The organism is Lentzea flava (assembly GCF_014648475.1).
Lineage (GTDB): Bacteria > Actinomycetota > Actinomycetes > Mycobacteriales > Pseudonocardiaceae > Lentzea > Lentzea flava.
The window spans coordinates 43240-59901 of sequence record NZ_BMRE01000044.1; the positions used below are offsets into that span (position 1 = coordinate 43240).

Below are 16662 nucleotides of genomic sequence, written 5' to 3' on the forward strand. Positions count from 1 at the left end.
AGCAATGAGGCTTTTGCGGACGAAGTCCAAAGACTCATTGCTAAGGCGCAGGTCAGCGACGACCAGAACCCGTCACGGGAACTGATATATCGGTTGGCAGAGGCCCGTCAGCTGTCGGCGTCGCGCAGGACGCGCAGGATGTTCGAGCCCGCGAGCTTGGTGCAGTCGTCCTCGGACCAGCCCTTGTCGAGCAATGCCCCGATGAGGTTCGGGTAGGTCGAGACGTCCTCGAGCCCCTCGGGGAGGGCCGTCACGCCGTCGTAGTCGCCGCCGAGGCCGATGTGGTCGATGCCGACGACCTCACGGGCGTGCTCGACGTGCGCGACGACGTCGTCGAGTGTGGCGGTCGGCGCCGGGTTGTCGACCATCCACTTCTCGGCGAACGTCTTGCGCTCGGCCATGTCGGCGTGGTTCGCGCCGGCGGCCGTCATGGCGTCACGAAGGGCTGCGTCCCATTCAGCGAACCGGGGCGCCACGAAGCTCGGAACGAATGTGATCATGGCCACACCGCCGTTGTCCTTCAGCTTGACCAGGACGTCGTCCGGAATGTTGCGCGGGTGGTCGGCGACGTGGCGGCACGACGAGTGGCTGAAGATGACGGGCTTGACGCTGGTCTCGAGCGCGGCGTGCATCGTGCTCGGCGCCACGTGCGAGAGGTCGACGAGCATGCCGATGCGGTTCATCTCGCGCACGACCTCGCGGCCGAACTCGGTCAGGCCGCCGTGTTCCGGCTGGTCAGTGGCACTGTCGGCCCACGGAGTGTTGTCGTTGTGGGTCAGCGTCATGTAGCGGACGCCCAGTCGGCGCAGGGCGCGCAGAACTCCGAGTGAAGAGTTGATGGAATGTCCGCCCTCGGCCCCCAGGAGGGACGCGACACGCCCGGACGCGAAGACTTTTTCGGCCTCGTCGGCCGTGGTGGCGATCCCCAGGTCGGCGGAGTACCGCTCGGCCAGCTCGTAGACCAGTTCGACCTGCTCCAGGACGGCCGTCACGGCTCCGTCGCCGGCGAGCCTTCCGGGAATCCAGACGGACCAGAACTGCATGCCGAGGCCGCCCTCGCGCATTTTCACGATGTCCGTGTGCAAGCTGGGATGACGTTCCGTGAGATCGATCTTCGCAGCGGTCGTGTAGACGTCCTCACCCGTTCCGTCACCGAACTCCCGGAGCGCCCACGGGAGGTCGTTGTGGCCGTCGACGAGGGGCACACGCTGCAGCAACGCCCGCGCTCGCTCGGGACCGGTCAGGCTCGACACAACCAACTCCTAGATGTCGTCATGAGGGCATCTCGCGTTACTCCCCCTATCCAGTTGTCAGCCAATCGTGTGACAACTGAGGCCATCTGTCACAACTCAATAGGGATAGATACCCGATTGATCGTCCCGTAGACCCGCTTGGGCGGCTACGCTGCCCCAGACGACACCACTTTCGGTCGATCAGTGGCGCGGCTGATTGGGCGAAAGTCCCGGTGCCGGTCGGGGGGCACGACCGACTCCAGGGAGGTAGTGACGTGGCTGCCGTCGGCTTAGGTCAGGCCGTTCGTACCACGCCAGCCGGCTCGTTGCCGGCGAACATGGTCCCGCACCCGCGGGAGGAGCTTTTTTCAGTGCTGGTGGTCGACGACCACCCACTGCTGAGGGAGGCGATATCAGCTCGGCTCACCCAGATGGGGGCCGGGACAGTGCATGAGGCCGCATCGGTGGCGGAGGCTCGGGCGCGGGCACTCGCTACCGGACCGTGCGACCTCGCGATCCTCGATCTGGGCCTGCCGGATGGCACCGGCATCGACCTGGTCACGGAACTCCGTGCCCAGGGCTGGCCCCGCATCGTGGTCCTCGCATCCTCCGACGACCCCTACGCGGTCAGGTCGGCCTTCCAGGCGGGCGCTCAGGCGTACCTCCTGAAGTCCGCCTCGCCGATGGTGGTCACCGACGGGGTGCGCCGGGTTCTCGATGGCGGCGTTTACGCAGATCCGAGCGTGGCACCAGTACTCGCAGCGGGTACTCGGGTGCCGGGCACCGACAACACGCCGCGGGAACTCTCCGCGCGTGAGGTCGAGGTGCTCCAGCTGGTCGCCGATGGCCAGAGCAACAAGGAAATCGGCGAGGCTCTGAGCCTGTCCGCGTTGACGGTGAAGTCTCACCTGTCGCGGATCGGCCGGAAGCTGGGCACCGGGGATCGCGCTCAGATGGTCGCGCTGGCCATGCGTGCCGGCGTGATCCGCTAGATACCGGTTTGAAGCACTGAACCGGCCGAGAACACCTGTGAGTGGTGCGATCGTCGTAGGGTCATCCGCTGTGGATGTTCCCGCCGACGAGCCAACCGCACCGACCGGACCAGATCCGGTACCGCTGACGGAACCTGCTGATGGGGTCCCGCCCGTGGTCGCCGATCCTGCTGCGCTCCGGCGAGCCGCTGACGCGCTCGCCGGGGCGAAGGGCCCGGTCGCGGTGGACACCGAGCGAGCCTCGGGCTACCGCTACTCACAGCGTGCCTATCTGGTGCAACTGCGCCGGGAGGGCGCCGGCACCTGGTTGGTCGACCCGATCGCCTTGGGCGGACGGCTCGACCCGCTGGTGCAGGCGCTGGACGGCACTGAGTGGGTGTTGCACGCGGCGTCTCAGGACCTGCCGTGCCTCGCCGAACTCGGGCTGCGACCCGGCGCGCTGTTCGACACCGAGCTGGCGGGCAGGCTGGCTGGGTTCGAACGCGTGGCATTGGGCACGCTGGTCGAGCGACTGCTCGGCTATCGGCTGGAGAAGGGGCACGGCGCGGCCGACTGGTCGCGCCGCCCCCTTCCTGCCGACTGGCTGACGTACGCCGCTCTGGACGTGGAGCTGCTCGTTCAGCTCCGCGACGTTCTCGAGGCCGAGCTGGAGCGCCAGGGCAAACTCGCCTGGGCGCTCGAGGAGTTCGAGGCGGTACGGACGGCGCCGTTGCCGCGCCCCCGTACCGACCCCTGGCGGCGCACGTCGGGTATCCACCGCGTGCGCAACCAGCGTCAACTGGCCCTCGTCCGCGCGCTCTGGGAAGCCCGCGACGCCGTGGCCCGCGAACGCGACATCGCCCCCGGCCGAGTCCTCCCGGACTCCGCCCTGATGGAGGCGGCCGCCCGCAACCCAGCTTCGGAAGCCGAGCTGCTCGCGCTACCGGTCTTCCGCGGCCGAGCCCAGCGCCGCATGTCCGGCGTCTGGATGAACGCCCTGCGCAAGGCAGCGGCCCTGCCCAAGTCCGAGCTCCCCGAGCCCGCGGGCCAGCACGACGGCCCACCCCCGCCCAACCGCTGGGCGGACAAGGACCCGGACGCAGCAGCCCGCCTGGCCGCCGCCCGCGCGGCACTGACGGCCATCGCCGAGGCCAACACCCTCCCGGTGGAGAACCTCCTGCTGCCCGACCTGGTGCGCCGCACCTGCTGGCAGCCGCCGGCCGACCTCTCCCCCGAATCCGTGGCCACCGTGCTGCGCGAGGGCGGGGCCCGGTCGTGGCAGATCGAGCTCACCCTCGAAGCGCTGGCGAAGGCACTGACCGCCACTGCTCCGTCGTCCTGAACGACCGGCGGTAGGCGGTCGGGGTGAGTCCCGTCCGGCGGACGAGGTGCTGCCGCAACGAGTCGGCGCTGCCCAGTCCGCTGTGGTGGGCGACCAGGTCCATCGGCAACGTGCTGGTCTCCAGCAGCTGACGGGCGCGGTCGACACGCCGGTGCAACAGCCAGCGGAGCGGGCTCAGCCCCGTCTCGGCGTGGAACCGCCGAGTCAGGGTCCGGACGCTCACGCGGGCGTGCGCGGCGAGGTCGGCGAGCGTGAGCGGCTCGTCGAGCCGGCGCAGCGCCCACTCACGGGTCGCGGCGAGCGAGGTGTCCTCGGTGGCCGGCACCGGTGTGTCGACCACCTGGGCCTGGTCTCCCGGCCGCGGTGCGGCCACGACGGCGAGTCGCCCGACCTCGGCCGCCTTCGCGGCGCCGAGGTCGGTGCGAACCAGGTGCAGGCACAGCTCGATGCAGGCCGCCGCACCGGCCGACGTGAGCACGGGACCGTCCGCGACGTAGAGCACGTCGGGCACGACCGTCACGCCGGGATGACGACGTGCGAGCTCGTCGGTCAGCCCCCAGTGCGTGGTCGCGCGACGCCCGTCGAGCACCCCTGCCTGCGCGAGCACGAAGGCACCGGTGCAGATCGCGGCCATGCGCGCCCCCGCCTCGGCCGCCGTCCGAACGGCATCCAGCACCCTCGGGTCGGTGTCGCGGCCACCACCGCCGATCACGATGCACGTGTCGGCGTCCCGCACGGCGGCAAGATCGTGGTCGACGACGACGTCCGGACCTCCGACAGCCTCGACGCGTCCGGGCTCGGCGGTGCACGTCGTGATCTCGTACCCGTCGGCGGCGTCGAGGACCATCCGCGCGATGGCGAGGTCGAACGAGAACACCGGCGCAACCACGACGAAAACGACACGGTGCATGGCCAGAACCTCCGGGAACTCGGCAAGCGGGCCGGTGCCGCGAATCGACAGCGCGCACCACAGTGGATCAAGCAAATCCGCAGAACCCGATGTTCCCGAAAAGAGGATCATGCACGTGATCATCGGCCGTGGTGCCACGGCCACAGCCGCAGCGCTGCTGCTCGCAGAGTCCGGCGACCAGGTGAGGATGGTCAGCCGCACCGGCGGCGGCCCCGAACACCCCCAGATCACCAGGATCGCCCTCGACGCCGGCGACGCCACCGCCCTGACCGAGGTCGCAACCGGCGCCACCACGATCATCAACGCCGCCATGCCCGCGTATCACACGTGGCCGCAGACCGTGCCGCCTCTGTTCGGCGCGATCCTGTCCGCCGCCGAACGCGTAGGCGCCACCTACGTGATGCTCGGAAACCTGTACGGCTACGGCCCCGTCGACGGCCCGCTCACCGAGGACCACCCACTGGCCGCGACCGGCCCGAAGGGCGAGGTGCGCGCCCGCATGTGGCTCGAGGCCAAGGCCGCCCACGACGCGGGCCGCGTCCGTGCCGCCGAAGTGCGCGCCGGTCAGTTCATCGGCCCCGACGCCTTCTCGATCTTCAACGCGATGGTCGTGCCCAAGGTCCTGGCCGGGCTACCGGCGCTCGTCCCCGCCGCCCTGGACACCCCGCACTCGTTCACCTCGATCGACGACGCCGCGCGCGCCCTGACCACCGTCGCCCACGACGACCGCGCCCTCGGCCAGGCCTGGCACGCCCCTGTCGTCACCTCCTCCGTCCGCGCCATGGCTACGAGGCTCGCCGAGCTGGCGGAAGCACCGACACCACGGCTCATGGAGATGACCGACCGAGAACTGACCCTGCTCGGCGCCACCGCCCCGCTGTGGGACGAGCTCTGGGAGACGCACCACATGTCGCACCGCCCGTTCATCGTGGACGCGTCCCGCATCGAGTCGGCGTTCGGCCTGACGGCGACACCGCTGGACGACGTCCTCACCGCAACCCTGCACCGGGCAAACACCCCGCCACGCGCCCTGACAACCGCCTGAGCACCGATATATCAGTTCCCACACCCCATCTGACCTGCCCCTTTAGCAACGACTCTTTGGACTTCGTCCGCAAAAGAGCCGTTGCAAAGGGGCGGGTTGGACGATGATCGGCCGCGTGACGGACGACAGCACGGACACCCGCCCGGCGCCGGCCATCAGCACCGCCCGGCTGGACCTGCTCCCGCTCCGGGTCGAGCACGCCGCCGAGATGGCCGAGGTGCTGGCCGACCCGGCACTGCACGCCTTCATCGGCGGCACCCCGCTCTCCCCGGAAGAACTCCTCGCCCGATACCGGCGCCTGGCCGCGGGCTCCCCCGACCCGGCCGAACGCTGGCTCAACTGGGTGATCTTCGTGCGTGCCGAAAACCGCCTCGCCGGCACCGTCCAGGCGACGATCACCGGCCACACCGCCGAGATCGCCTGGGTCGTCGGCACGCCGTGGCAGGGCCGCGGCATCGCGCGCGAAGCAGCGAGGGCGCTCGTCGACTGGCTCAGCACCCAGCCGGTGCACACCGTGGTCGCCCACATCCATCCCGACCACCACGCGTCCGCCGCTGTGGCCGCCTCCGCGGGACTCACCGCCACCGACGAACGACACGACGGCGAGGTCCGCTGGCAGCGCCCCTTGCAATGAGTGTTTTGCGGACGAAGTCCAAAGAGTCGTTGCTAAGGCGCAGGTAGCAGGCACCGCGGAACTGATATGTCGCGCGATATATCAGTTCCACGCGGGTCAGTCGTCGGAGCCGTTGCCGATCACATCGCGAGACACCTGGGCGTGCGCGAGACGTCGCACAGCCTTGATGACGGCGTCGCCGATGAGCGTGCCGACGACCATCCCCTCGATGACGTCATCGGACGAGCCGCGCCGCGCGATGTACTCGACGTCGGCCCGCGCGATGATCTTCAGCCCCTCCAGGTAGGGGTCGAGCAGGTCGTGGAAGTGGTCGTGGCCCACCGAGCGCGCGGCCGACAGCGCGGCGGCGAGCATGTGGGTCACGTTGCTTTCGGTGACGTCGACGCAGTCGCGCTCGCCCTGCCGTTCGAAGAACGCCTGGACGTCCTTGACGGCGAGCGGGTCGAGCTCACCTGAGCCGGGCTGGCTGATGGCCTCCTGCACGGCGCCGAGCTTGTTGTGCAGCGAGTCGTCGCGGGTGTCGATGGCGGCGAGGACCTCGCGCACCGCCGCGATGGAGAGGCCGCCGACGTCCACGAGGGCGCGCACCAGCCGGAGCCGGCGGAGGTGCTCGTCGTCGTAGTGCGCCTGGTTCGGGCTGGTCAGCACGCCGGCGGGCAGCAGTCCCTCGCGCAGGTAGTACTTGATCGTCGGCACTGGGACGCCGGATCTCTTCGAAAGCTCGCCAACACGCATATGGATAGTGTACCTTACCGACAGCGGTAAGCGCCGCTATCCATTCTGCAGGGGGTTCAGATGTTGAAGACCGCGTACCACTGGCACCGGCCGTTAATGCTCTTCACGCTGTCGATGGTCGTGCTCACCCCGATCGCCGCGCTCGGCATGCTGCTGGACGACCGGGTGCTGCTCGACTCGCCGATCTGGTTCAAGCCGTTCAAGTTCGCCGTGTCGTTCACGCTCTACAGCGCCTCGCTGGCGTGGTTCACCAGCCTGCTCGAGGGGCGCCTGCACAAGATCGCGTGGTGGTTCGGCACCGTGTTCGCACTGGCCGGCGTCGCCGAGATGGCGATCATCGTCGGGCAGGTCGTCCGCGGGAAGCGCAGCCACTTCAACTTCGAGACGCCGCTGGACACGGCGTTGTTCGGAGCCATGGGCGTGCTGGCGATGGTCCTGTTCGGCACGAGCTTCGTCATCGCGGTGGTGCTGTTCCGCAAGAAGTTCGACGACGCCGCCAAGAAGTGGGCGATCCGGCTCAGCCTGCTCATCTCGCTCGTCGGCATGAGCGTCGGCTTCCTCATGACGCAGCCGCACGCCGGCCAGTCGCCCGCGAAGGGCGTGGTCGGCAGCCACTCGATCGGCGGGCCGGACGGTGGCGCGTACATGCCGCTCACCGGCTGGAGCACCGTCCACGGCGACCTGCGCATCGGGCACTTCGTCGGCATGCACGCGGTGCAGATCCTGCCGCTGCTGATCTTCTTCGCCGGCCGGTGGGCGAACGCGCGCCTCGCGTGGGTGCTCAGCGGCGGCTACCTCGGCATCACCCTGCTCGTCACGTGGCAGGCGCTGCGCGGACAGGCTCTCATCAAGCCCGACGCGCTCACTCTGATCGTTGCCGCCGCCATCGCCGTCGCGACCGGGCTGGGCGTGATGTGGGCACGGCAGACCAAGAACGACATCAAGAAGGAGTACGCGCTCGCATGACCGCCGTCCTGTTCTCCCTGACGTTCCTGCTGGCCGCGCCGTTCTGGGCGCTCATGATCTTCGTGCCGAGGTGGTCGTGGACGAAGAGGATCGTCGAGTCGTACCTGATCATCCTGCCCGTGGTCGCGATCTACGTGGTGCTGATGATCCCCGTGCTGCCGGAACTGCTGCCGCTGGTCACGCGGCCGGAACTGCCCGCGCTCGCCGAGTTCATGAGCACGGACACCGGCGCGGCGCTGGTGTGGGCGCACATGATCGCGTGGGACCTGTTCGTCGGGCGCTGGATGTACCTCGAGGGGCGCCGCCTGAACGTCCACCCGCTGGTCATGGCACCCGTTCTGGTGATCACGATCCTGCTGGCCCCGGTCGGGTTGCCGCTGTTCCTGATCGTCCGCAAGGTGTGTGACACAGAGAACAGGGGTGCCACTGTGGTTACCCGCCAGTAACTAGGGCTAGAGTTGGCGTTACCGACCGGTAGGGATGTCGCGCACCCCGCCGGAGTGGACAGAGTTGTCACCACAAGTGGAGGAGACGCCGTGGCCGCACCAGCAGCGCCGGCACGCGTTCGGAACGTGGTCTTCGTCGACGGTGTCCGGACGCCGTTCGGCAAGGCCGGCCCCAAGGGGATTTTCGCCGAGACCCGTGCCGACGACCTCGTCGTGAAGGTCATCCGTGAGCTGCTGCGCAGGCACCCCGAGCTGCCGCCGGAGCGCGTCGACGAGGTCGCCATCGCCGCGACCACGCAGACCGGTGACCAGGGCCTGACGATCGGCCGAACCGCCGCACTGCTCGCGGGCCTGCCGAAGTCGGTGCCCGGTTACGCCATCGACCGCATGTGCGCGGGCGCGATGACCGCCGTCACCACGGCGGCGAGCGGCATCGCGTTCGGCGCGTACGACGTCGTGATCGCCGGTGGCGTCGAGCACATGGGCCGCCACCCGATGGGCGAGGGCGTCGACCCGAACCCGCGCTTCCTGTCGGACAAGATCGTCGACCCGAGCGCACTGGTCATGGGCCAGACCGCGGAGAACCTGCACGACAGGTTCCCGGAGATCACCAAGGAGCGCGCCGACGCGTACGCCGCGGCCTCGCAGGCCAAGTACGCCGCCGCGCTCGCCGCGGGCAAGATCGGCCCCGAGCTGGTGCCGGTCGCGACCCGTTCCGCGGAGCACGGCTGGGGCCTCGCCACCGCCGACGAGCCGCCGCGTCCCGGCACCACGGTCGAGGACCTGGCGAAGCTCAAGACGCCGTTCCGCCCGCACGGCCGGGTCACCGCGGGCAACGCGGCCGGCCTGAACGACGGCGCGACCGGCTGCATCCTGGCCGACGAGGACACGGCGCGCGAGCTGGGTCTGCCGATCGGCATGCGCATGGTCGGCTACTCGTTCCTCGGTGTCGACCCGTCCGTCATGGGCGTCGGCCCGGTGCCCGCCACCGAGAAGGCGTTGCAGCGCGCGGGTCTGTCCATCGAGGACATCGGCCTGTTCGAGATCAACGAGGCGTTCGCCGTGCAGGTGCTGGCGTTCCTCGACCACTTCAAGATCGCCGACGACGACCCGCGCGTGAACCAGTGGGGCGGCGCGATCGCCACGGGCCACCCGCTCGCCTCGTCGGGCGTGCGCCTGATGACGCAGCTGTCGCGTCAGTTCGCCGAGCGGCCGGACGTCCGCTACGGCCTCACCACCATGTGCATCGGCATCGGCATGGGCGGCACCGTTATCTGGGAGAACCCGAACTGGAGTGGCGACAAGTGACCATCACCGCTGAGGAAGCAAAGGCGATCTTCCCCGACGAGGTCGTCACCCACGCCAAGACGCGTCTGATCGACGTGCCGGGCCTCGACAAGCCGGTCGCGTTCATCACGATCGACAACGGCCTGGACCACACCCGCCCGTCGACGTTCGGCCCGCAGTCGCTGGTGTCGCTCGGTGCGGCCTTCGACGAGGCCTACGCGGCGAAGCCCGCGGCGATCGCGGTGACCGGCAAGCCGTTCATCTTCGCCGTCGGCGCGGACCTGTCCGCCGTCGAGAAGGCGACGGACCGCTCGCAGGGCCTGACGATCGGCCGGCTGGGCCACGAGGTCTTCAAGAAGTTCACCGACTCGGACATCCCGACCTTCGCCTTCGTCAACGGCGCCGTCATGGGTGGCGGTCTCGAGCTCGCGCTGTCGTGCCACTACCGCACGCTGGCGTCGAACGCGGCCGCGATCGCGCTGCCCGAGGTGTTCCTGGGCCTGTTCCCGGGCTGGGGCGGCACGCAGCTGCTGCCGAACCTGATCGGCGCCAACGACGCCGTGACGGTGATCTTCGAGAACGCGTTGAACCAGAACAAGATGCTCAAGCCCGCCGAGGCGCTGAAGCTGGGCATCGCGGACGTGCTGTTCGACTCCGCCGACTACCTGGAGCAGTCGCTGCTGTGGCTGTCCGGTGTCGTGCGCGGCGAGATCACCGTGCCGCGCAAGGAGATCGACCGCGGCGAGGCGTGGGACGCCGCCGTCGCGCGGGCCAAGGCGATCGTGCACGGCAAGACCAAGGGCGCGGCGCCGGGTGCGCAGAAGGCCCTGGAGCTGCTGGAGCTGGCGCGCGAGAACGACCTGGAGAAGGGCTACGCCGCCGAGACCGAGGGCCTCGCGGACCTCGTCATGAGCGACGAGCTGCGTGCCGGGCTGTACTCGTTCAACCTGGTGCAGAAGCGCGCGAAGCGTCCGGCCGGCGCGCCGGACAAGTCGCTGGCGCGCAAGGTCACCAAGGTCGGCGTCGTCGGCGCCGGTCTGATGGCCTCGCAGATGGCGCTGCTGTTCATCCGCCGCCTGCACGTGCCGGTCGTGCTGACCGACATCGACCAGGCGCGCGTGGACAAGGGCGTCGGCTACGTCCACAGCGAGATCGACAAGCTGCTCGGCAAGTCCCGCATCTCGCCGGACGAGGCGAACCGTCTCAAGGCTCTCGTGTCCGGCTCGCTGGACAAGGCCGCGTTCGCCGACGCCGACTTCGTGATCGAGGCCGTGTTCGAGGACCTCGCCGTGAAGCAGCAGGTGTTCGCCGAGGTCGAGGAGCACGTCTCCCCCGAGGCCATCCTCGCCACGAACACCTCGTCGCTGTCCATCACGGACATGGCGTCGAAGCTCAAGCACCCCGAGCGGGTCGTGGGCTTCCACTTCTTCAACCCGGTCGCGGTCATGCCGCTGCTGGAGATCGTGCGCGCCGAGCAGACCGACGACGCCACGCTCGCCACGGCGTTCGCGGTCGGCAAGCAGCTGAAGAAGTCCTCGGTGCTGGTGAAGGACGCGCCCGCGTTCGTCGTGAACCGCCTGCTGACCCGCTTCATGGGCGAGGTCATCAAGTCGGTCGACGAGGGCACCCCCTTCGAGGTCGCGGACAAGGCCACCGAGCCCCTCGGCCTGCCGATGTCGCCGATGATCCTGCTGCAGCTGGTCGGTTCCGCCGTCGCGCTGCACGTGTCGGAGACGATGCACAACGCGTTCCCGGACCGCTTCTCGGTGTCGGAGAACATGAAGAAGTTCGTCGCCGCGGGCAAGGGCGCCGTCTGGCAGTGGGACGCGTCCGGCAACCAGACGGTCGACCCCGAGGTCCTGGAGCTGTGGGAGTTCGGTGACTCCCCGCTGACGGGCGAAGAGGTCAAGACCCGCGCGCTGGAGGCCCTGGCCGAGGAGATCCGGATCATGCTCGACGAGGGCGTGGTCGCGGAGGCGCAGGACATCGACCTGTGCATGATCCTGGGCGCCGGGTGGCCGTTCTGGCTGGGTGGCATCACGCCGTACCTGGACCGCACCGGCATCTCCGAGAAGGTGACAGGCAAGCGGTTCCTGGCGCCGGGCGTGGCGTCCGTTCCCGCGTAGTTCGCTCGCAGACGAAGCCCGGCTCCTCCTCGACGGAGCCGGGCTTCTTCGCGTCGCCGGCACTACGCCTGGTACGTCAGCTGGTCCGGCGCCTCGTCTCCGCCTCGAGTATCAGTCCTCGGTTTCGGGCTGGTACTGCTCCGCGCTGCCGTCCTGCCGGATGAAGTAGGCCTCGATGTTCGTCGCCCGCAGCGTCACCTCGGACCCGGCCACCAGATCCCGGTAGCGCAGCAGGTCGGGCAGCCCGAGGGCCACGACGTCGAACGGGTGCTTCTGGCGCAGCATGAGCGACCGCCGCAACGCTTCGCTGAACGCCCGGCGCGGTGAGTCGTCGTCCTCGGGGACCTCCACCAGCGCGCCTTCGAGCTGACGTTCGAGCGCGGCCCGCACGTGGTCTGCCGTGCACCAGGCCGCGATCTCCGTGAGAGTCATGTGTCCCGTATCGGGAAAATTCGCGGGATCATTAGCAGTCCGGATGTTTCGATCAGGTCATGATGGCCCGGCCCGCGATCCTGCTCGACGTCGACGGCCCGCTGAACCCGTACCTCGCGAAGCCGACCCGACGCCCGCCCGGCTACACCACGCACCGCATCCGGCCCGCGGGTTTCGTCAGGCCGTTGCGCGTGTGGCTGGACCCGTCCCACGGACCGTGGCTGCTGTCGCTCGCCGCCGCGACGGACGCGGACCTGGTGTGGGCGACGACGTGGGAGCACGAGGCGAACAAGTACATCGGGCCGCGCCTCGGGCTGCCGGAGCTCGAGTGGATCGACTTCGGCGGCGGTGGGGCCGACCACCGCGACGGCCACCACGGCAAGGTTCCCGCGATCACCGAGTGGGCGGGCACGCGGCCGATCGCGTGGCTCGACGACGAGTTCCAGCCACGTGACCCGGAGTGGGCGGCTGCCCGGCCGGGCACGCTGCTGGTGCCGGTCGACCCGCGCCGGGGCATCGGTATTGATCACTTGGAGCGGGTCCGGTCGTTCCTCACCGCATCCTGGCACTGATATATCGGCTGCCCTTGCAATGAGACGTTTGCGGACGAAGTCCAAAGAGTCGTTGCTAAGGTGCAGGTCAGAGACCGATATATTGGTTCGTCAGGCCTGACGGATCGGCACGACCTCCACGAGCCGCTCGACGTCCTTGAAGTCCTTGACGTTCATCGTCAGCACCGGCAGCTTGGCGACCGCCGCCGTGGCCGCGATCTGCAGGTCCATCCGCCGCGGGCGGGGGCTGCGGCCGGCCCGCCGCACCAGCGAGGCCATCTGTCCGTAGACCTTGGCCTCCTCGACACCGAACGGGAGCACCTCGAACGTCTGCAGCGCCGCGTAGTACCGCTCGGTGCGAGCGAAGCGCTCGACCGGGTCGTCGGTGTCCAGCCCGAACGCCAGTTCGGCGATCGTGATCGCGCTGAGGAACGGCTGCGCGTTGACGTAGGGGCCCAGATTCGCCCGCTCGAGCCTGATCAGGACACAGGTGTCGAGCAGGCAGCGGCTCAGGTCTGCCACGGGTCTTCCAGCGGGTCGTCCTCACCGAAGACCTGGTCGGCCGCCTTCCGGTCGGCCTCCCAGCGGTCGAGGTCGACCGGCGGCAGAGTTCCGAACAGCACCTGGACGTCACCGAGCGGTGGCCGGGACACGACTTCCTCCCGGTACGGCAGGAGTTGGGCGACCGGCTTGTTGTTGCGGGTGACGACGAAGCTCTCACCCGCCTCGACCCGTCGCATGATCTCCGCGTTGTCGTTGCGGAGCTCACGCTGTCCGATGGCTTTGAGCTGCATAGCTCAACTGTAGCCCAAACCCAACAAAAGTGCTACAGAGTAGCTACAGCACGAGCCGGATACCCGGAGCGCGTGATCAGGATCGGCACGTCGGGCTGGCGCTACCCGGAGTGGCGCGACGGCTTCTACCGCGGCATCCCGCAACGGCGCTGGCTGGGCCACCTGGCCAGGCACGTCGGCACGATCGAGATCAACGGCTCGTTCTACCGCCTCCAGCCACCCTCGAACTACCGGAAGTGGGCCGCCGAGACCCCGGACGGCTTCCTCTTCTCGGTCAAGGGCTCACGACTGATCACGCACCACAAACGCCTGCGCCACATCGAGGACGCGCTGCAGACCTTCACGTCATCCCTCGCACTCGGCCCCAAGCAGGGCCCGATCCTCTGGCAGCTGCCGTCCACCCTGCGCTTCGACGAGCCGGTGCTGAAGGACTTCCTCGCCGCGCTCCCGCCAGGCAGGCACGCCTTCGAGCCGCGCCACGAGTCGTTCCGCACCGACGCCTACTTCAGCCTCCTGCAACAGCACAACGTCGCCCACGTCGTGTCCGACGCGCCGACGTTCCCGTGCATCGAGGCCGTCACCGCCGACTTCGCCTACATCCGCCTGCACGGCCACGACGAGCTGTACATCAGCTCCTACGACGACGAACAGCTGGACGGGTGGGCACGCAAGATCCGCGACTGGGACCGCGACACGTTCGTGTACTTCGACAACACCATGAAAGGTGCCGCGCCGGACAACGCCCAAAAGCTGGCGCAACGCCTCGACGTGCCGCTAGCGTCACATACGTGAAACTCACTCGCGTCTCGGCCACCCTGCTCCTGGCCGCGAGTCTCGTAGCTCCCGCGCAGGCGGAACCGGCGTCCTGGACCGGCCCGCTGAGCACGCGCGGACGGTGGATCGTCGATGCCAACGGCGACCGCTTCAAGCTGAAGTCCGGCAACTGGCACGGTGCGAGCGGCACCTGGAACGGTTCCGGCGACATCAACGACCCCGCCAACCACCACGCCGGCGAGAAGGCCGACCAGGTCCCGCTCGGCCTGGACCGCGCCACGATGGCCGAGATCATCAGCGGGTTCAAGGAGATCGGCGTCAACAGCGTCCGGTTGCCGTTCTCCAACCAGATGATCAAGGACACCAACCCGGTCAACGGCCTGAGAGACGCGCAGCTCAACGGCAAGCGGCCGCTCGAGATCTACGACGCCGTCGTGGCCGGCCTGACGAGCAACAACCTCGCCGTCATCCTCAACAACCACACCACCACGTCGCGGTGGTGTTGCGGCGTCGACGGCAACGAGCGGTGGAACACCAGCCAGAGCACGGACCAGTGGGTCAACGACTGGGCGTTCATGGCCGACCGCTACAAGGCCAACAAACGCGTCGTCGGCGCGGACCTCTACAACGAGGTGCGCCGCAACATCTGGGACGACCCGAACTGGGGCTGGGGCAACGACCACGACTGGCACAAGGCCTCGCAGCAGGCCGCGGACCGCATCCAGCAGACGGCACCCGATCTGCTGGTCATCGTGGAAGGCATCAACTGGACCGGCATCCCCGTCGACGGCTTCGCGCACGGACGGCCGACGCTGGAGCCCGTCAGGTACCTCAGCCACACGCTCGCGAACCCCGGCAAGCTCGTCTACTCCGCTCACTTCTACGGCTACACCGGGCCGAACCACAGCGGCGCCACGGGAACCGGCGAGACGAGCGACCCGCGCTACCAGGACCTGTCGCCGCAGGAGCTGACGGATGTCCTGCAGCGCCAGGCGTTCTACATCACCGAGGCGCAGAAGCACTTCACCGCGCCGTTGTGGATCAGCGAGTTCGGTGTCGGCGGCCGCGAGGAGAGCAACCCCAAGGCACGCGACTGGTTCGAGCGGTTCGTGAACCATCTGATCGCGACGGACGCAGACTTCGCGTACTGGCCGTTGGTCGGCTTCCACGACAACCGCCGCGGCAACGGCTGGGCGCTGTTGCACTGGGACGCCAACGGAAACCGCATGGGCGTCAACGACGGCGACGACTGGCGCGCGTCGGCCTGGAACCGTCTCGTCAACGCCCCGCAACGCTCCGGGCAGATCCCGCGCGAGACCCGGTGGAACATGTTGCTCAAGGAATCGTGTCCGCAGAACGAAAAGCTCGTCGGCATCAGCCACACCGGCGGCCGCGGGCTGTGCGTCAGCAGTCCACAGTGGAGCACCACGACCAGGGTGACCAATGAGCAGCACGTGACCAACGACTGGGCAGTCGGCTACACCAAACTCCAGTGCCCGCCCGGCAACGCGGCCGTCGGCTACGCGAACTTCACGCTGGTCTGCGCGCCGATCGCACAAGGATCATCCAGCAGAGTCCTGTGGTTCGACCGGGGCGACAACCGGCCGGACGTGGGCGGTGACTGGGCCAACGGGCACTACAAGGGCCAGTGCGCGCAGGACGAGCACATCGCCGGCGTCGCCTACAACTGGCGCAGGACGCCGGACGCGTTGCTCTGCCGGAAGTGAATTCCGAAGTGTTCCAGGAAAGCGGCCGCAGGATCCTCGACGTCGGTTGAGGTCTTGCGGTCGCCTTCGGTCACCAGGACCTTGTCGCCCGTCACGGTGATCCGCCCGTCCGGCAACGCCAGCGACGCAATCGGCCCCTTCCGGAAATGCGATTCCGGCGCGGTCTGCTGCCACCAGCACGTCGGCACGAACTCGGCGAGCTCGCGCGGCCGCCGTTCCAGCCGGTAACAGGGCTCACCGTTCCTCAGCACGTCCACGTCGTCGCCGGCGTCCGCCAGCCGGAACACGCCGAACGGGTCCTTCTGGTCCTCCCGCGACGCCCACGACAGCGGGTGCAGCGTGAAGGCCCCGAACCCGACGTCCACCAGCCACGCGTCGTCGACCAGCAGCGCCAGATGGTCGAACGGCGGCCCGAACGCCTCGCCGTCGAACACGCGCGCCGCCAGCAACTGAACGCTGTGTCCCAAGTGCCGCAACAACTCGGCGAACAACCCGTTGAGCTCGTAGCAGAACCCGCCCCGCCGCCGCACGACGATCTTGTCGTACAGCCACGGGACCTCCAGCACGATCCTGGTGTCCATGTGGGTGTCGAGGTTCTCGAACGGGACGCTCAGCAGGTGCCGTTCGTGCAGCTCGGCCAACGACGAGTCCCGCGAAGCACCGATGCGCTGTAGGTAGGCCTCCACCGTG

18 protein-coding genes are annotated in these 16662 nt (G+C 68.7%); 11 read left to right on the forward strand and 7 right to left on the reverse strand.

Translation table 11 applies throughout. From position 1 onward, the window contains the following. Positions 1-107 precede the first annotated feature (107 nt). Positions 108-1253, reverse strand: coding sequence for a dipeptidase (locus IEZ09_RS34840; RefSeq protein ID WP_189258074.1), 1146 nt, complete (start codon positions 1251-1253; stop codon positions 108-110). 254 nt (positions 1254-1507) lie between these two features. On the opposite strand from IEZ09_RS34840, the gene IEZ09_RS34845 reads away from it, so the two are divergent. Next, positions 1508-2224 carry a response regulator gene (locus IEZ09_RS34845; RefSeq protein WP_015099292.1) on the forward strand — a complete coding sequence of 239 codons (717 nt, stop codon included), beginning with the start codon at positions 1508-1510 and terminating at the stop codon, positions 2222-2224. A 70-nt stretch (positions 2225-2294) separates the two neighbouring features. After that, a complete protein-coding gene (locus tag IEZ09_RS34850; RefSeq protein WP_189258075.1) occupies positions 2295-3545 on the forward strand; it encodes a ribonuclease D in 1251 nt (416 codons plus the stop codon). Here IEZ09_RS34850 and IEZ09_RS34855 read toward each other — a convergent pair. Continuing rightward, positions 3493-4455, reverse strand: coding sequence for a GlxA family transcriptional regulator (locus tag IEZ09_RS34855; RefSeq protein ID WP_189258076.1), 963 nt, complete (start codon positions 4453-4455; stop codon positions 3493-3495). The genes IEZ09_RS34850 and IEZ09_RS34855 overlap by 53 nt on opposite strands. Before the next feature lie 109 nt (positions 4456-4564). Between IEZ09_RS34855 and IEZ09_RS34860 the strand changes: the two genes are divergently transcribed. After that, positions 4565-5500, forward strand: coding sequence for an NAD-dependent epimerase/dehydratase family protein (locus IEZ09_RS34860; RefSeq protein ID WP_189258077.1), 936 nt, complete (start codon positions 4565-4567; stop codon positions 5498-5500). A gap of 115 nt (positions 5501-5615) precedes the next feature. Continuing rightward, the gene (locus IEZ09_RS34865) at positions 5616-6134 is read left to right on the forward strand and encodes a GNAT family N-acetyltransferase (RefSeq protein WP_229813239.1); all 519 of its coding nucleotides are present in this window, start codon (positions 5616-5618) and stop codon (positions 6132-6134) included. 96 nt (positions 6135-6230) lie between these two features. Here the strand turns inward: IEZ09_RS34865 and IEZ09_RS34870 are convergent, their stop codons facing one another. Then, positions 6231-6869, reverse strand: a complete 639-nt coding sequence (locus IEZ09_RS34870; RefSeq protein ID WP_189258079.1) for a MerR family transcriptional regulator — start codon at positions 6867-6869, stop codon at positions 6231-6233. Between the two features lie 96 nt (positions 6870-6965). Between IEZ09_RS34870 and IEZ09_RS34875 the strand changes: the two genes are divergently transcribed. From IEZ09_RS34875 to IEZ09_RS34890, 4 genes are all read left to right on the forward strand, one after another. Continuing rightward, positions 6966-7835 (forward strand): hypothetical protein, encoded by an 870-nt coding sequence (locus IEZ09_RS34875; protein WP_229813240.1) that lies wholly within the window; start codon positions 6966-6968, stop codon positions 7833-7835. Then, positions 7832-8281: an ABA4-like family protein gene (locus tag IEZ09_RS34880; protein ID WP_189258081.1), complete on the forward strand. Its 450-nt coding sequence runs from the start codon at positions 7832-7834 to the stop codon at positions 8279-8281. The genes IEZ09_RS34875 and IEZ09_RS34880 overlap by 4 nt, the downstream gene beginning before the upstream one ends. Positions 8282-8371: 90 nt before the next feature. After that, positions 8372-9589 carry a thiolase family protein gene (locus tag IEZ09_RS34885; protein ID WP_189258082.1) on the forward strand — a complete coding sequence of 406 codons (1218 nt, stop codon included), beginning with the start codon at positions 8372-8374 and terminating at the stop codon, positions 9587-9589. Continuing rightward, the gene (locus IEZ09_RS34890; RefSeq protein ID WP_189258083.1) at positions 9586-11694 is read left to right on the forward strand and encodes a 3-hydroxyacyl-CoA dehydrogenase NAD-binding domain-containing protein; all 2109 of its coding nucleotides are present in this window, start codon (positions 9586-9588) and stop codon (positions 11692-11694) included. Before IEZ09_RS34885 ends, IEZ09_RS34890 begins: the two co-directional genes overlap by 4 nt. Before the next feature lie 111 nt (positions 11695-11805). Here IEZ09_RS34890 and IEZ09_RS34895 read toward each other — a convergent pair whose 3' ends face one another. Beyond that, positions 11806-12126, reverse strand: a complete 321-nt coding sequence (locus IEZ09_RS34895) for a hypothetical protein (protein WP_189258084.1) — start codon at positions 12124-12126, stop codon at positions 11806-11808. 59 nt (positions 12127-12185) lie between these two features. Here IEZ09_RS34895 and IEZ09_RS34900 point away from each other — a divergent pair, with 59 nt between their 5' ends. Then, positions 12186-12698 carry an HAD domain-containing protein gene (locus IEZ09_RS34900; RefSeq protein ID WP_189258085.1) on the forward strand — a complete coding sequence of 171 codons (513 nt, stop codon included), beginning with the start codon at positions 12186-12188 and terminating at the stop codon, positions 12696-12698. Positions 12699-12788: 90 nt separating this feature from the next. Here the strand turns inward: IEZ09_RS34900 and IEZ09_RS34905 are convergent, their stop codons facing one another. Then, a complete protein-coding gene (locus IEZ09_RS34905) occupies positions 12789-13199 on the reverse strand; it encodes a type II toxin-antitoxin system VapC family toxin (protein WP_189258086.1) in 411 nt (136 codons plus the stop codon). Next, entirely contained in the window at positions 13187-13471 is a 285-nt protein-coding gene (locus tag IEZ09_RS34910) for a type II toxin-antitoxin system Phd/YefM family antitoxin (RefSeq protein WP_189258087.1), read from the reverse strand. The genes IEZ09_RS34905 and IEZ09_RS34910 overlap by 13 nt, the downstream gene beginning before the upstream one ends. Positions 13472-13543: 72 nt before the next feature. Between IEZ09_RS34910 and IEZ09_RS34915 the strand changes: the two genes are divergently transcribed. Together IEZ09_RS34915 and IEZ09_RS34920 are read left to right on the forward strand one after the other, a co-directional pair. Then, positions 13544-14263: a DUF72 domain-containing protein gene (locus tag IEZ09_RS34915; RefSeq protein WP_189258088.1), complete on the forward strand. Its 720-nt coding sequence runs from the start codon at positions 13544-13546 to the stop codon at positions 14261-14263. Continuing rightward, positions 14260-15972, forward strand: a complete 1713-nt coding sequence (locus tag IEZ09_RS34920) for a glycoside hydrolase family 5 protein (protein ID WP_189258089.1) — start codon at positions 14260-14262, stop codon at positions 15970-15972. Before IEZ09_RS34915 ends, IEZ09_RS34920 begins: the two co-directional genes overlap by 4 nt. On the opposite strand, the gene IEZ09_RS34925 is transcribed toward IEZ09_RS34920, so the two are convergent. Continuing rightward, on the reverse strand, positions 15927-16658 hold the full coding sequence (locus IEZ09_RS34925) for an arylamine N-acetyltransferase family protein (protein WP_189258090.1): 732 nt from the start codon (positions 16656-16658) through the stop codon (positions 15927-15929). The genes IEZ09_RS34920 and IEZ09_RS34925 overlap by 46 nt on opposite strands. Between the last annotated feature and the right edge of the window lie 4 nt (positions 16659-16662).

Coding starts and splice junctions, on each gene's coding strand:
- IEZ09_RS34855 (WP_189258076.1), bottom strand. CDS start 4,455: ATGCACCGTGTCGTTTTCGTCGTGGTTGCGCCGGTGTTCTCGTTCGAC.
- IEZ09_RS34860 (WP_189258077.1), top strand. CDS start 4,565: ATGCACGTGATCATCGGCCGTGGTGCCACGGCCACAGCCGCAGCGCTG.
- IEZ09_RS34870 (WP_189258079.1), bottom strand. CDS start 6,869: ATGCGTGTTGGCGAGCTTTCGAAGAGATCCGGCGTCCCAGTGCCGACG.
- IEZ09_RS34875 (WP_229813240.1), top strand. CDS start 6,966: ATGCTCTTCACGCTGTCGATGGTCGTGCTCACCCCGATCGCCGCGCTC.
- IEZ09_RS34880 (WP_189258081.1), top strand. CDS start 7,832: ATGACCGCCGTCCTGTTCTCCCTGACGTTCCTGCTGGCCGCGCCGTTC.
- IEZ09_RS34895 (WP_189258084.1), bottom strand. CDS start 12,126: ATGACTCTCACGGAGATCGCGGCCTGGTGCACGGCAGACCACGTGCGG.
- IEZ09_RS34900 (WP_189258085.1), top strand. CDS start 12,186: ATGATGGCCCGGCCCGCGATCCTGCTCGACGTCGACGGCCCGCTGAAC.
- IEZ09_RS34910 (WP_189258087.1), bottom strand. CDS start 13,471: ATGCAGCTCAAAGCCATCGGACAGCGTGAGCTCCGCAACGACAACGCG.